The following is a 14,308-nucleotide window of genomic DNA, read 5'->3' as shown; positions in this document are numbered from 1 at the left end:
ATTTTTATTACACAAACGTTTGATTGATCTGTTGCTTATTTACTGTGCTTTTTAATTTACGATAAACAAAATAGCTTGTAAATAAAAATGGCCGATAAATCGGCTCATTTTCAAACAAAACAAATCTTAATATCCACTATCATCTAGTGCAAACATATTTTTTCTATCTTTCCATTTCCCTTTAGTAAAATCTGGGAACTCTTGAGGTTTGTTGCCCTCTTTTAATGATTTTGTAGAAAGTGGTGTAATTACACTCATGGTTACAGAATCGTAAACATCTATAGGAGTTTGCTTTTTATCTTTTACTGCCGAAACGAAGGCGTTAAAGACAAACCAATCCATACCTCCATGCCCAGCACTAACTGCTTCCTTTTCATATTTTTTCCAAAGTGGATGATCGTATTTTTCGAACCACTCTTTAGCTGGATCCCATCCATGAGCTTTTGATTTACCTTCTATATGAACCGATTTATTTACATCCATCCAAATTCCGTTTGTTCCTTGCACTCTAAACCCTAAAGAATAAGGGCGAGGCAAATGCACATCGTGAGATAACATCACTGTTTCACCATTGGCACAATTAATTAATGTAGTGGTAACATCACCATTTTTATAATTAAGCTTTGCGTTTGGATGACCAGGAGATTTACTTTCTACATAATTAGCTAAACCTTTAGCTTTAGAACTAAATGAAACTAAATTAGTAAAGCGATTGCCTCTATTGATATCTGCATATTGCATAATTGGTCCGGCACCATGTGTTGGGTACAAATCTCCATCCTGATCGATATTAAACTGTGTTCTCCATTGTGCTTCACTTAAAGCTTTTGGCCCATACTCTACCCCGCCTCCATAATATTTTTTACCATCGTTAAACAAAACCTCGCGTAAATCGTGCTGATAACCTCCCTCCAAATGAATAAGCTCTCCAAACAAACCTTGTCTTACCATGTTTAATGCAGCCATTACATCTCTACGGTAACAAACGTTTTCTAAAGTCATGTAAGGCATTCCAGTTTTTTCTGAAGTATTTACAATATCCCAATGTTCTTTTACCGTTAATCCAGCAATTACCTCGCAGCCTACATATTTACCAGCATTCATCGAATCGATGGCTTGTGCATGATGAAATTGCCAAGGTGTAGATATAATGATCGCATCAAGATCTTTTCTGGCAATCATTTCTTTATAAGCATCGGTGCTCCCAGTATATTCTTTTGCAGCTGGCTTGCCCTTTTTTGCAATAAATTCTCTACAAATCTTTAGTGAACTTTCTTGTGTATCACAAATGGCAACAATTTCTACATCTTCTCTTAAGCAACCTTCACTAATATGACTCATTCCTCTGGCGCCAACGCCAATATAGCCAAGTCTAACTTTTTTAGTGTCTTTTGCAAATAAGGTTCCAGTAGGTAAAATTGTAAAACCAGCAGCCGCTAAAGCCCCAGATTTGATAAAATTTCTTCTTTCCATTTGTGATCTAAATTAAATAATATGATGTAAGGTAGAAATAATGTCATTTACTAAACAGTATAACTTTGCGCAAACGTTTGATTAATTTAACTTGCAAAATATAAATTAAAACTATTATTAATTACTAGAGTTATCAACCCATATTAATAACAGCTACAAAGTAATTTATGCCAACAGAAAAAATTTATCACTTAAGCGGACACAAACTTCTTGTAGTTTTTAGAGATCAGTTAATTCAAATTAAACATCCTCATTACCTTAAAGAATTCCTTTCTTCAGACATTAAAAATAGATCAGAAGTATTGGTAAACTATATTAAACAAGATTATTTTTTACTTTTTGCTAAAGAATTGAACGTTAGCAATAAATCTTTAATTATAGAAATTTGGGCTCATGTGTTTGCTAGTTATTTCGCAAGAGCGATGAAAAAACTGATCAAGTTGAAGTTAATTGAGCGTGTTGCAAACTTCATCATTAAACGGAGTGATATCATCGACTGCGGAGAAAGCAACTTAGATAGCAACAGGAAATTATGGGATGTATTAGCCAACTTTAAAGGCATCATTTTGTTCTTTTTGCCTAAACGAATTAAACAGAGTTGATGATGACCAATTCATTTTAATTATCTTCGCCGAATAACTCACTTACAATGACAGCAAAACCTAAAGCCTTCCTTTTCGATTTAAACGGAACCATGATAGACGATATGGAATTTCATGCCAAAGCGTGGTTTTCAATCCTAAATGACGATTTAAACGCAGGTTTAAGTTATGCTGATGTAAAAAGAGAAATGTATGGTAAAAACCGTGAACTATTACACCGAATTTTTGGAAATGAGCGTTTTACACCCGAGTATGAAGATGAATTATCATTAGAAAAGGAACGCCGTTACCAAAAGGAATATACATCAAGCCTATGTCTAATTGATGGTTTAACTGAATTTTTAGCAAAAGCCAAAGCACAAAAAATTAAAATGGCAATTGGTTCTGCAGCTATTCCTTTTAACATCAACTTTGTTTTAGATGGTTTAAATATTAGGCACTACATGGAAGCAATTGTAAGTGCTGATGATGTTGAAATCAGTAAACCCGATCCCGAAACTTTTGTTAAAGGAGCAGAAATTTTAGGTGTAAAACCTGCAGAGTGTGTTGTTTTTGAAGATGCGCCAAAAGGTGTTGAGGCTGCCCAAAATGCAAATATGCCTTGCGTAGTTTTAACTACAATGCATCAAAAAGAAGATTTTTCAGCTTATAAAAACATCATTGCTTTTGTTAAGGATTATAATGATCCGATTCTGCAAACGCTATTTTAAATGATCCGCCTTGCGAACTTTACAACAAAATTTTACTACTTACCTCTTTATCTATTGTAATGTAGCCAGGATATTTAACTAAGCCACCGCCAACCATAATAGACGGGCGAATTTTTAAAGTTACCATACCTTTTTTCTCTGTACCAGAATTAGCTCCCTTTACAAAATCGGTAATATCTGTTAAAACATTGCCGTCAGCTAAAAACTTATAGATGTTGGCATTTAACTGAACAGGAACATTGGTTGTTTGTCCGGGCTCTATACTTACCCTTTGATCTACTGTACCGTTTGCAATTTCTTGCTTGTTAATTAATATGATATAATCGAAATTATTGATTGCCGCCAACGTTGATGATGGATTGGTAATCGCTAAATTCAAATTTGCTCTTAGCGGAATATCTTTTCTTAAATAACCTAAGGCTAAGGAAGGCAAACCAGTTAAATCGATATTGTTTCCTTTAATCAATTTCTCGATATTGGTGCCTGCAACAGTAATATTTGTAGCGTTTAGTAACTTATAATCGCATTGTTCTAATGCTTTAATCTGTTGCGCTTGTTTGTTAACACCACAAGAAGCTAAGCTTACAACTACCAATAATCCTAAAATAATTTTATTCATCACGATATAACGATTAATTAAACACAAAGGTATACTCAACTTTAGTACCAAAACAATTTTTAGTTTTTAAAATGTTACGTTATTGAAACAATACAACATCTTGGTTATATTAGAATTTAATTAATTTAGTCATTTAATTTATCGTATGAACCGTTATTACTTCCTCTTAATTACGCTACTTTTCCCAATTTTTTTAAATGCGCAAATGCAGCAAATGAACGCTGCAGATATTGCTTTGGGCATTGAAAAATTAAATGTTAAAGGAAGTGTACTTTATATAGCTGCACATCCCGATGATGAAAACACCCGTCTTTTAGCATATTTGGCAAAAGAAGCTAAAGTTAGCGCAGGTTATTTATCGTTAACCAGAGGTGATGGCGGACAAAATTTAATTGGCAATGAACAAGCAGAACTTTTAGGCTTAATTAGGACACAAGAATTATTAGCCGCCCGAAAAGTTGATGGAGCTGAACAGTTTTTTACTAGAGCCAATGATTTCGGCTTCTCTAAAACTGCCGATGAAAGTTTTAAAATTTGGGGTAAAGAACAAATTTTAGCTGATGTAGTTTGGGTGATTAGAAAATTTAGACCAGATGTAATTATTACCCGCTTTCCGGAAGATAGCAGAGCTGGACACGGACACCATGCTGGTTCTGGAATTTTAGCTCGTGAAGCTTTTACCGCAGCAGCCGATCCAAAGCGTTTTCCTGAACAGTTGGCATACGTTAAAGTTTGGCAGGCAAAAAGGTTACTTTGGAACACTTTTAACTTTGGCGGCACAAATACCACTGCACCAGATCAATTAAAGATTGACGTTGGTTTGTACAATCCCTTAGTTGGTAAAAGTTATGGCGAAATTGCCGCGATTAGTAGAACAAACCATAAAAGCCAAGGTTTTGGTTCAACTTTACAACGTGGCGAAGCATTTGAGTTTTTTAGTCACGTTGCAGGCGAACCCGCTAAAAACTCCATTTTTGATGGCATTAACACCACGCTAAACAACCCAAATATTCAAGCTATTTTAACTGAAATTCGGAAAAATTTTGATGTTAAACAGCCAGATTTAATTTTACCCCATTTTTTAAAACTTAAAAAAGCAACTCAAGGTATCGATTTCAACCATCAGCTTTTAGATGATTTGATTTTAGCATCAGCTGGTATTTGGATCGAAGCAAATACACCAGAAAATGTTTACGCCATTGGTGATATTATTCCTGTACGTTTACAGGCTATAGCAAGAACAAAATTGCTCGTTTCTATTGCTACCACAGATAAAACGATGGTTTTGTCTCCTAACAGATTAAGCTCTTCAGACCTTAAGTTAACTGCCGAGCCTACCACTCAGCCTTATTGGTTACAAGAAAATCATCCGATAGGCCAATACCTAATTGATAAGCAAGAATTGGTTGGCAACCCAGAAAACACAAATCAATTGTCCGTAAAGCTTAGCTTGTCAATCGATAATCAGCCGATAGAATTAAATACTCCTGTTGTTTTTAAATCTACTGATCCTATTGTCGGCGAACGGTATCAGCCATTAGTAATAGCTCCAGCTGTTACTGCAACTTTAAGCGAAAAAGCCTACATTTTTAATGGCAATGCGCCAAAAACAATTACCGTTAGTTTAAAAAGTTTTAAAAATAATGCAGTTGGGTTTTTAGTTCCAAAATTACCAAAGGGATGGAAGAGTAATACGGATAAAATTGATTTCAACTTGCCGAATAAAGGCGATGAACAAATCGTTTCCTTTACAATTACACCCGGAACTGAAACAAGCGGCAACTTAAATTTACAAGTTTCGGTTGACGGTAAAATCGATGATAAAGGTGTAAAAAACATCAGCTATGCTCACATTCCAAACATTACAATTTTTCCTCAGGCAACTGCTAGATTAGAAAAAATTGATCTAAAAATTGCTGGTAAAAACATAGCTTACATTGATGGGGCAGGAGACTTGGTTCCTGAAGCGCTCAAAGAAATGGGTTATGCTGTTACTAAATTAACACCAGCACAAATTTTAGCTACAGATTTGGCCAATTACGATGCTATTGTAACTGGCGTACGCTTGTATAACATTAACGCAGATGTTAAATTGATACAGCCAAAACTTTTAAAATACGTAGAAAATGGCGGAACATTGCTCATTCAATACAATGTAAATAACGGTTTAAAAACTACAAGCATTGGTCCTTATCCATTTAAATTAGCAAATAAACGAGTTACAGAAGAAGATGCAAAGGTAAATTTTTTGGTACCGAACAGTCCAGCTTTAAACTATCCAAACAAAATTACGGCTAAAGATTTTGAAGGTTGGGTACAAGAACGAGGCTTGTATTTCGCAACAGACATCGACCAGAAATATAGCAAAATTTTAAGCATGAATGATACAGGTGAAACCGCAAACGATGGTTCATTATTGATAGCAGATTACGGCAAGGGAAAGTTCGTTTACACATCGCTTGTTTTCTTTAGAGAGTTACCTGCTGGTGTACCTGGCGCCTATCGTTTATTTGCAAATTTATTGGCACCAAAACAACGTTAAACATGGAAGAAAACGAAAACAAAAGTGAGCTCCCACCATTTGTTAAAACCTGGAAACAGTTTTATATTTTACTTACCATTTGGTTAGTTTTATTGATTTTATCGTTTTACGCCTTTACCAAATATTTCGAATGAGCTACATAGATTGGGCAGTTTTAATGACAACCTTACTTGCCATTGTAGGTTATGGTGTTTACAAAAGTAGAGGCTCGCAAAGTATGGATGCCTATTTTTTAGGTAACCAAAGTTTGCCTTGGTATACCGTTTGCTTATCGGTTATGGCAACACAAGCTAGTGCAATTACTTTTCTGTCTGCCCCTGGTTTGGCTTACACATCGGGCATGAGCTTTGTACAGTTTTATTTTGGTTTGCCATTGGCGATGATTGTTTTGTGTATCGCTTTTGTACCTATTTTCCATCGCTTAAAAGTTTTTACCGCTTACGAATATTTAGAGCAACGCTTCGATTTAAATACTAGAGCTTTAACGGCATCTCTATTTTTAATTTCTAGAGGTCTATCTACCGGAATTACCATTTACGCACCATCAATTATTCTATCAACCATATTAAATATCAACACCACCATTACCACTTTATTTATTGGCAGTTTGGTTATTTTCTATACCGTTTATGGTGGTACAAAAGCAGTTTCTTATACGCAATTGCTGCAAATGAGCATTATTTTTTGTGGCATGTTTGCTGCTGGAATTATGGTTGTACATCTCTTGCCAGGAAATGTTGGTTTCGAAAAAGCCATCAGCATTGCTGGAAAAATGGGCCGTACCAACGCCATAGATTTTAATTTCGATTGGAAAAACCCCTACAATATTTGGAGTGGAATTATTGGTGGTTTCTTTTTACAACTCTCTTATTTTGGCACCGATCAAAGTCAGGTTGGGCGTTATTTAAGTGGCGCCTCTGTTGGGCAAAGCCGATTAGCTTTATTGATGAACGGCTTGGTTAAAATACCCATGCAATTCTTAATCTTACTAATTGGCGTATTGGTTTTCACTTTTTATCAATACAACAAAGCTCCTTTGTTTTTCAATTCTTATGAGCTAAATAAATTAGAAAAAAGCCAATACAAAGCAGAGCTCGATCAAATAAAAGGAAATTATAACCAAGCCTTTGAAAGTAAAAAAATTGAGGTTGAAAAATTAGATAAAGCTTTAGATGCAAACAACGAAAGTTTAATTAACACACAAAGAATTGCCGTTAAAAAAGCAGATGAAGAAACAAAAAATATCCGCAAAGATTTAACTGATTTGATGACCAAAAATGATGAAAAGGCTAATATTAACGATAACAATTACATTTTTTTAAGCTTTGTAACGCAATATCTGCCCAAGGGATTAATCGGCTTATTAATTGCCATTATCTTTTTAGCATCAATGGGTTCTACTGCAAGTGCCTTAAATTCGTTGGCATCAACAAGCGTGGTAGATATTTACAAGCGCTTAATTAACAAACAGGCAACAGATAGTCAATACGTTAAAGCCTCTCGTTGGAGTACCATAATTTGGGGTGTAGTTTGCATTGTAATGGCATTATTTGCAAGCAAAATCGGTAATTTATTAGAAGCCGTTAATATTTTAGGCTCGTTTATTTACGGCACCATCCTCGGGGTTTTTGTAGTGGCTTTCTACTTCAAATCTGTTAAAGGTAAAGCCGTTTTTTATGGAGCTGTTTTAGCCGAAATTATTGTTTGTATTTTAGGTTTTAATGAGGTGGTAGCTTATTTGTGGTTAAATGTAATTGGCTGTTTATTGGTTATTATTTTTGCAATGATTTTGCAAGGTTTAATTGGGAAGAGAGAACAGGTTTTAAAGGCTTAGTCCTTAGGTTGGACTGACTTTACAGTACATATTTATTTTTAGTAATATTTTAGTAACTTGTCTACAGCTTAATAACCAATAAGTTAGTTAATCTTAATTATTGTAACTTTTAGTTAAAAAAGTTAGGCAGGTTTAATCAGCTGCAAATTAATACCTTAATAACATGGCTAAAGAAAGAGTTCTAAAAGTTAATCAGTCATTAATATAAGTTATTAAACAAAATGAAACTGACTACATTAGTTTAACCGATATGACTTCTACTTTTAAAGAAGGTAGCTCTCTAATAGGTAAATGGATAACGAATAAAAACACACTTGAATATTTAGGCGTTTGGGAAAAAATTAATAACCAAGATTTTAATTACCCCGAATTCGAGGTAATTGTACAAGACGCAGGAACAAACAGATTTATGATGTCTGTTGGGCAGTGGATAAGTAGAACTAAAGCAATTGGAATGCTTGTTAGAGCAGGACGCTATGGCGGAACTTATAGCCATAAAGATATTGCTTTCCATTTTGCGATGTGGCTAAGTCCAGAATTTCAAATTTACTTAATTAACGAATTTCAACGTTTAAAGAACGAAGAGAACGACCGCCTAAAACTAGGTTGGGATTTACAAAGAACTTTAGCCAAAGTAAATTACCAAATCCACACTGATGCTATTAAAGAAAACCTTATCCCAAAGGAGATTACTACGCAACAAAACACTTTGGTTTATGCCAATGAAGCAGATTTACTCAATGTTGCAATTTTTGGAAGTACAGCAAAGAATTGGAGAGAGAATAATCCAAATAAAAATGGAAACTTGAGAGATTATGCAACATTGGAACAATTGGTTGTATTAAGCAACATGGAAAGTATTAATGCGCTACTTATTGGGCAAGGTTTAACGCAAAGCGATAGGCTTATTCAACTTAACAAAGTTGCCATAACTCAAATGAAATCACTACTAGAAAGTAATACAATTAAAAGATTGAAATAAAGCATAAACAAAATTGAATGACAAAAATTAAACTCTTTTTGAGAAGGACAAAAAACGAGAAATTTTGATTTGTATCCAAGTTTAAGGCTTATCCAAATAAACTTAGCTTATCAGATATGAGATCCATCTTTAGCAAAAAAATAGGTTTATTTTTAACGCCAATTTGTCGTTAAGAACCGAAAACATCTGATTAATACAAATTAAGATGGCAGAATACTGAATGGAGGTTTTTCTTTAAAAAGATTTAACAAAGACTAATTGAAAGCATTGAGTTTTATAAGATTTCTGTTATTTCCAAAATAGAAACAACTGCAACTGACGAAAGCCAAACTAATAAAACAACATTCGCTAAATGATTGTCAAGAAATTTTGATAAATAGAAATTATAACCTAAAAACCATAAATTCGTAAAAATCAATTCTATAACCATAATATAAAACATGATGAAAAATAAGATTAAATCTATCGTTGCCCTATTATTTGTGGCAACCGTGTCTTTAAATGCAGCTGCACAAGATGCTAAACCCGCACCTGCTAGTCCAGCAGCAACAGCAACTGGTAAAGTTGGTGGCGCAACACTTACTATTAATTATAGCAGTCCAGCTGTTAAAGGCCGTACAATTTGGGGCGGTTTACAAAAATATGATGCTGTTTGGCGTGCTGGTGCAAATAAAACCACTACTTTCGAAACAGATAAAGACATTACTGTTCAAGGTCAAAAATTACCTGCTGGTAAATATAATTTCTTTTTAATACCTAAAGAAAGTGGTACTTGGACTGCAATTTTTAATAAGGAAGTTGCCAATACTAATCCGTTTAATTACAAAGAAGCACAAGATCAATTAAGAGTTGATGTAAAAACTAAAGCCTTAAAAGAAACTCAAGAGCGTTTAGTTTATAAGGTAGACAATAAAGGTTTCGCTTTAGAATGGGATAAAATTGCTGTTCCGGTTTCCGTTAAATAAAATAATATATATACACAAAAACCCGTGCTGATTAAATCGACACGGGTTTTTTTATGCTAATTAATATAATATTTATTACTTCTTGGCAGTTTCTAAAAGCTGTGAGTTTAAACGAATATACTCTTCGTTATTTTCGGCTTTTGCTAAATCAATTCCGGCTAATGCCGAAGCTTGAGCACCTGCTTTATCGCCCATTTTCATTTGAATTTTTCCTTTCCAAAGTTTTACATAAGGAGCTTTTGGCATTGCTTTTTCTGCTTCATTTACCCAGGTTAAAGCTTGGTTTAAATCTTTACCGTTCTCTAAATAATAAATGGCAGCTGGAAAATAAGGCTTTTTATCACCTTTCATGGCCTCATTAATTCTAGCCATTACTTTTGCATCAATATCGGTAGTTAAGTTAACTGCAACTAAAGTATTCTCCCAACTTAACTGTAGCTGAGTTGCAGTAGGTAATACATTTGCAAACTGAATGGTAAAAGTTTCTACTTTATCTTTTAACGTAGTCGGTTTCACTTTGATACGTAAAACATCATCTTTTTCATTATAAGTATAGGCACCCCATTGTTTAGCCGCTTTACTTAAAATAACAGTCCACTCAGTTTTATTAGGTATAGTAAACAAACCATATTCACCTGCCGGGATTTCAGTTCCACCAAAGTTTACCGCATCAGTAAAAGTTAAAATAGTTGCAGAGTTAGCTCCTGTGCGCCAAACTTTATCAAACGGCTCTAAAGCACCAAATACTTTTCTGCCTTTCATGCTTGGGCGAGAGTAGTTAACGGTAATTTTTCCTAAACCAAAATCTTGAACAATGGTTTGAGTAGAACTTGGTTGTGGTGTAATTTGTGCATTTGCTGCATTATTTAAACCTAAAACTATTAGCATTAGGCAAATACATTTAATTGTTAATTTCATTTTTTTTGCATTTTGTTTTCGATAAAATTAGGCATTAGCTTTTATAGATAGTTGCTACTTATTTCAAAGCTTTGTAAAGAAAAAATAAAAGCAAAAACGATTATCAAATTTGGATTATCTTGTAGATAGAATGGATCAACAATCAGAAATAAAAACGATTAGCATATTAGGTTGCGGTTGGTACGGGTTACCGATGGCCAAATCATTAATTAAACAAGGTTATAACCTAAAAGGAAGTACAACAACTGAGGCTAAACTTAACATTTTAGTTGATGCAAATGTAAAGCCATATTTAGTTGACACAGAAAAGGAAAATTTTAATGAAGAGTTTTTCGCTTGCGATTTACTCATCATCAGCATTCCACCAAAAGTAAATTCAGGTCAGTTACCTTATCCTGATAAGATTAAAAATATTGCCGCCGTTGCAGAAAAGGCAGGTGTAAAACAAATCATTTTAATCAGTTCTACTGGCATTTACGAAGATGGAAATTTTATAGTTGATGAAATGGTAGAACCTCAACCAAACACGCCATCAGGCATTGCATTAAAACAAGCAGAGGCTATTTTATTATCTAATAATGCTTTTACCACAACTATTATCCGCTTTGCGGGATTAATTGGGCCAAATAGAAATTTAGCCAAACATTTTGCCGGCAAAGCCGATATCGCTAACGGTAATGCACCAATCAATTTAATTCATTTAGATGATTGTTTAGGATTAACGCAGTCGATTATCAATCAAAAAGCATTTGGAAAAATTTACCATGGTGTAACGCCAGATCATCCTACTAGGAAAGCATTTTACAGCCAAGCTTGCATAAGCTCAGGCTTTGAACCTGCAATTTTTAATGATGAACTTTTAAGCTGGAAACAGGTAGAAAGTAAAAACGTGCCTGAAATTTTGGCTTATAAGTTTAAGGTGAAAAATTGGTTAGATTATCTAAATAGTTAAAACCTAAAAAACTTTCATAAACTATTTTCAGGTGAGATATAAGTTTGTTAAACTAAAAGAAGAGGCCATAACTTTGACAAAATTTTAAAGTTAAAACCATAAAAAAACTTCGACAAACCAACCTAAATAATGAGATCAGTCTGTCAAAGTTATATATCGATTCAAATAATACCTTAAACGTAACTTACGCCATTGCCAACTTAGCAACGTTGCGATAAGGGAAAGCATTAAAAATATGTCTTCTGGCAAATCTACCTGGCGAATCTGCATTTACTAATTTAATGTACATTGCTCTTGGTACGTCAAAATATTCGTAAGCACTACCATCAAAAAAATCAATTCTTAAAATTGCATCTTTAAACTGAAAATCTTGAATGTTTGACAAGGTTGTGGTTTGGATATATTCATCTTTAGCATGTTCCAGAGTTTCTGGAGCTATGCTTAACAAAAAGTTATAAGCCTCAATAATTTCCTTACTTTTCTCTTCAGCTTCTGCATGTTTATCAGCATCAGCACTAAATTTATCAGGATGCCAATCTTTCATTAAGCCTCTGTAAATCGTTTTGATTTCTTTTAGCTCTGTAGCTTTTGTAACTCCTAATGTTTTTCTGTAATCTCCAACTTTCTTCATAAACGTATTGATATGTTATTGTTTATGAAACGTTTGCAAAATTTTAAAGCAGGTAACAGGGAAACAAATATTTTTTGCAAAGGTACAATTAATAAAGGAAGAATCTAAGTAGGCTTTATTTATTAATTTTTACTTAACTATTGCTTTATCCAAGCGGCAATATCTTTCACAACATTTTCGGCAACATTTACCATGGTTTGATATTGAGAACTGTTTCCTTTTTCTAATTGAGCGCTCAATAAATGATTAACCTCTGGATAAAATTTAAACGTTGCATTAGTTTTTCCAGCCAAACCTGTTTTCCACAAATTAAAATCAGTTTCTGATACCTGAAAATCGTTTCCGCCCTGAATAACTAAAACCTTTTTTAAGGAAGCCTTTGCAGTTGCAACTTGGTTATAGGCATTTAAATCTACCCAATAAGATGCTGGTAAACCGATAATTATAGAATCTGGCTTAATTGTAGTTCCTAATTTAGTAAGTCTACTTGGCTCAATAAGCTTGAGCGCTTCGTCTAAGTATTTTTGAGCCTGGCCTGTAGTATCTTTAGCCTGAGTTACAATGTATTTGTTCTGCTCTACAATAATATCGGTTAACTTCCTTGCAGGTGCTGCCGCGATAATCATCCCTTTTAAATCAGGAGCTAAAGTTGCAATGCGTGGCGCTAACATACCACCCAAACTATGCCCGAATAAATAAATATTTTTTACATCAGCACCCTTAATTGTTTTAGCTAAAGCAACTGCAGCAACTGCATCATCCATTACTTCTTCTTTAACTGTAAATGCTTTCGCAAATTCTGCCGGATAGATAACCGTACGTTTTACATAACGAACAGAACCAATACCTTGTGATGCTAAACCTGTAGCAATATCTTTTAAGGGTTTGTTCGGACCAACAGTTCCATCCATATCAGACGGGCCAGAACCATGAACCAATACTACAATCGGGAAATTAGTTACATCTTTTGGCACCGTAACTATTGCAGCTAATTGATGACCAGGAGATTGCAAGTAAACTGAACTTTCGGTGTATAAATCTGTATTTACGTAAAAGGGCTTGGTATAACCAACTGCTTTTGGTGGCATAAACAAACCCACAACTTTTTCGCTTTTGTTAAACATTAAAACAAAGGTTTGCACATCTCTATCAAACTTTCCTTCTAACGTAACTGCATAAAATTCGCCTTGAATTTTACTCTGAATAGGATCAATATACTCTACATCACCTAACTGACTTTTAACACTTATCCAAAGTTTTTGAAGATTTTCTGGGGTAATTTTAGTCCGCTCAGTTTCATCAAAATACAAATGAGCAGTGTCAAACTTACCTGCTTCTAAATAATTAAAAAATTCGCTAGCCTTGCCAAATAAACTGATTACGTTTTGAGAAAAGGCAAAAGTACTTACAAATAGCAGAGCGAATAATAAAAAGGCTTTCTTCATGATTGTTGATTACTCCATACTTATGGAAACCAAAGTTAATGATTATTAGGTAGCTTAATTGTTAAAAACTGTGAAATAAAAAATGCCATTCTAATTTATAAAATGGCATTTTAAATAAATTAATATTATTTAAAGCAACTCAGCATCAATAGTAATTGCAGCATTCAGCAATTTTGAAATAGGACAATTGGCCTTTGCATCAGCCACTAATTCATCAAATTTATCTTTTGATAAACCATCGGCCTTAACCTTTACTTCTAAATGTATTCCTACTATTTCTCCCTTTTCTGGATTTAAATCTACTATTGCTTTAGTATTGATTTCTTCTGGAGTAATATTTTCAGCAGAAATATTGAAACTTAGTTTCATACTAAAACAACCTGCATGTGCAGCAGCTACCAACTCTTCTGGGTTTGTGCCAACACCCTCTTCAAATCTGCTTTTAAAAGAATACTGAGTATCTTTTAACGTAGTGCTTTGCGTAGTTAAAGTGCCTTTACCATCTTTTCCGGTGCCGTTCCACACGGCAGTTGCATTTCTTTTCATGATTAATCGTTGTTTTTATATTAAACCTTTTATTAAATTATTTGTTCGCGTACAAAAGCTCACCATAAATTTACGAGTAAATTCCTTAT

At 34.1% G+C, this 14,308-nt stretch carries 13 protein-coding genes; 7 read left to right on the top strand and 6 right to left on the bottom strand.

Annotated features, from left to right (window positions below; genetic code table 11):
- Positions 1-126 precede the first annotated feature (126 nt).
- Complete coding sequence (locus tag FA045_RS01675) at positions 127-1,473, bottom strand: Gfo/Idh/MocA family protein (protein ID WP_136873786.1); 1,347 nt, start codon at positions 1,471-1,473, stop codon at positions 127-129.
- A gap of 167 nt (positions 1,474-1,640) precedes the next feature.
- On the opposite strand from FA045_RS01675, the gene FA045_RS01670 reads away from it, so the two are divergent.
- On the top strand, positions 1,641-2,075 hold the full coding sequence (locus FA045_RS01670; RefSeq protein ID WP_136873784.1) for a hypothetical protein: 435 nt from the start codon (positions 1,641-1,643) through the stop codon (positions 2,073-2,075).
- 47 nt (positions 2,076-2,122) lie between these two features.
- Positions 2,123-2,785 (top strand): HAD family hydrolase, encoded by a 663-nt coding sequence (locus FA045_RS01665; protein ID WP_136873782.1) that lies wholly within the window; start codon positions 2,123-2,125, stop codon positions 2,783-2,785.
- 19 nt (positions 2,786-2,804) lie between these two features.
- On the opposite strand, the gene FA045_RS01660 is transcribed toward FA045_RS01665, so the two are convergent.
- Entirely contained in the window at positions 2,805-3,404 is a 600-nt protein-coding gene (locus tag FA045_RS01660; RefSeq protein WP_136873779.1) for an LEA type 2 family protein, read from the bottom strand.
- Positions 3,405-3,549: 145 nt separating this feature from the next.
- Here FA045_RS01660 and FA045_RS01655 point away from each other — a divergent pair, with 145 nt between their 5' ends.
- The 4 genes from FA045_RS01655 (at position 3,550) to FA045_RS01640 (ending at position 9,727) form a co-directional block, all read left to right on the top strand.
- Entirely contained in the window at positions 3,550-5,946 is a 2,397-nt protein-coding gene (locus tag FA045_RS01655) for a PIG-L family deacetylase (RefSeq protein WP_136873777.1), read from the top strand.
- Between the two features lie 130 nt (positions 5,947-6,076).
- Positions 6,077-7,780, top strand: a complete 1,704-nt coding sequence (locus FA045_RS01650) for a sodium:solute symporter (protein ID WP_136873775.1) — start codon at positions 6,077-6,079, stop codon at positions 7,778-7,780.
- 211 nt (positions 7,781-7,991) lie between these two features.
- Positions 7,992-8,762 (top strand): KilA-N domain-containing protein, encoded by a 771-nt coding sequence (locus FA045_RS01645; RefSeq protein WP_225871252.1) that lies wholly within the window; start codon positions 7,992-7,994, stop codon positions 8,760-8,762.
- 440 nt (positions 8,763-9,202) lie between these two features.
- Complete coding sequence (locus FA045_RS01640) at positions 9,203-9,727, top strand: DUF2911 domain-containing protein (RefSeq protein WP_225871235.1); 525 nt, start codon at positions 9,203-9,205, stop codon at positions 9,725-9,727.
- 75 nt (positions 9,728-9,802) lie between these two features.
- On the opposite strand, the gene FA045_RS01635 is transcribed toward FA045_RS01640, so the two are convergent.
- Positions 9,803-10,615, bottom strand: coding sequence for a DUF2911 domain-containing protein (locus tag FA045_RS01635; RefSeq protein WP_136873771.1), 813 nt, complete (start codon positions 10,613-10,615; stop codon positions 9,803-9,805).
- Positions 10,616-10,775: 160 nt separating this feature from the next.
- On the opposite strand from FA045_RS01635, the gene FA045_RS01630 reads away from it, so the two are divergent.
- Positions 10,776-11,597: an NAD(P)H-binding protein gene (locus FA045_RS01630; RefSeq protein WP_169304998.1), complete on the top strand. Its 822-nt coding sequence runs from the start codon at positions 10,776-10,778 to the stop codon at positions 11,595-11,597.
- A 184-nt stretch (positions 11,598-11,781) separates the two neighbouring features.
- Here the strand turns inward: FA045_RS01630 and FA045_RS01625 are convergent, their stop codons facing one another.
- The 3 genes from FA045_RS01625 to FA045_RS01615 form a co-directional block, all read right to left on the bottom strand.
- The gene (locus FA045_RS01625; protein WP_136873767.1) at positions 11,782-12,228 is read right to left on the bottom strand and encodes a KTSC domain-containing protein; all 447 of its coding nucleotides are present in this window, start codon (positions 12,226-12,228) and stop codon (positions 11,782-11,784) included.
- Positions 12,229-12,365: 137 nt separating this feature from the next.
- A complete protein-coding gene (locus tag FA045_RS01620; protein ID WP_136873765.1) occupies positions 12,366-13,673 on the bottom strand; it encodes a DUF3887 domain-containing protein in 1,308 nt (435 codons plus the stop codon).
- 129 nt (positions 13,674-13,802) lie between these two features.
- On the bottom strand, positions 13,803-14,219 hold the full coding sequence (locus tag FA045_RS01615; protein WP_136873763.1) for an OsmC family protein: 417 nt from the start codon (positions 14,217-14,219) through the stop codon (positions 13,803-13,805).
- Positions 14,220-14,308 lie beyond the last annotated feature (89 nt).

The organism is Pedobacter cryotolerans (genome assembly GCF_005116475.1).
Classification (GTDB): Bacteria; Bacteroidota; Bacteroidia; order Sphingobacteriales; family Sphingobacteriaceae; genus Pedobacter; species Pedobacter cryotolerans.
Note: the sequence above shows the minus strand (reverse complement) of the source record. Positions and strands in the feature narration are given on the sequence as shown.

What these genes read in the sequence shown, in the direction of transcription:
- FA045_RS01675 (WP_136873786.1), bottom strand. Translation starts at nt 1,473, where the DNA reads ATGGAAAGAAGAAATTTTATCAAATCTGGGGCTTTAGCGGCTGCTGGT.
- FA045_RS01670 (WP_136873784.1), top strand. Translation starts at nt 1,641, where the DNA reads ATGCCAACAGAAAAAATTTATCACTTAAGCGGACACAAACTTCTTGTA.
- FA045_RS01665 (WP_136873782.1), top strand. Translation starts at nt 2,123, where the DNA reads ATGACAGCAAAACCTAAAGCCTTCCTTTTCGATTTAAACGGAACCATG.
- FA045_RS01660 (WP_136873779.1), bottom strand. Translation starts at nt 3,404, where the DNA reads ATGAATAAAATTATTTTAGGATTATTGGTAGTTGTAAGCTTAGCTTCT.
- FA045_RS01655 (WP_136873777.1), top strand. Translation starts at nt 3,550, where the DNA reads ATGAACCGTTATTACTTCCTCTTAATTACGCTACTTTTCCCAATTTTT.
- FA045_RS01650 (WP_136873775.1), top strand. Translation starts at nt 6,077, where the DNA reads ATGAGCTACATAGATTGGGCAGTTTTAATGACAACCTTACTTGCCATT.
- FA045_RS01640 (WP_225871235.1), top strand. Translation starts at nt 9,203, where the DNA reads ATGATGAAAAATAAGATTAAATCTATCGTTGCCCTATTATTTGTGGCA.
- FA045_RS01635 (WP_136873771.1), bottom strand. Translation starts at nt 10,615, where the DNA reads ATGCTAATAGTTTTAGGTTTAAATAATGCAGCAAATGCACAAATTACA.
- FA045_RS01630 (WP_169304998.1), top strand. Translation starts at nt 10,776, where the DNA reads ATGGATCAACAATCAGAAATAAAAACGATTAGCATATTAGGTTGCGGT.
- FA045_RS01625 (WP_136873767.1), bottom strand. Translation starts at nt 12,228, where the DNA reads ATGAAGAAAGTTGGAGATTACAGAAAAACATTAGGAGTTACAAAAGCT.
- FA045_RS01620 (WP_136873765.1), bottom strand. Translation starts at nt 13,673, where the DNA reads ATGAAGAAAGCCTTTTTATTATTCGCTCTGCTATTTGTAAGTACTTTT.
- FA045_RS01615 (WP_136873763.1), bottom strand. Translation starts at nt 14,219, where the DNA reads ATGAAAAGAAATGCAACTGCCGTGTGGAACGGCACCGGAAAAGATGGT.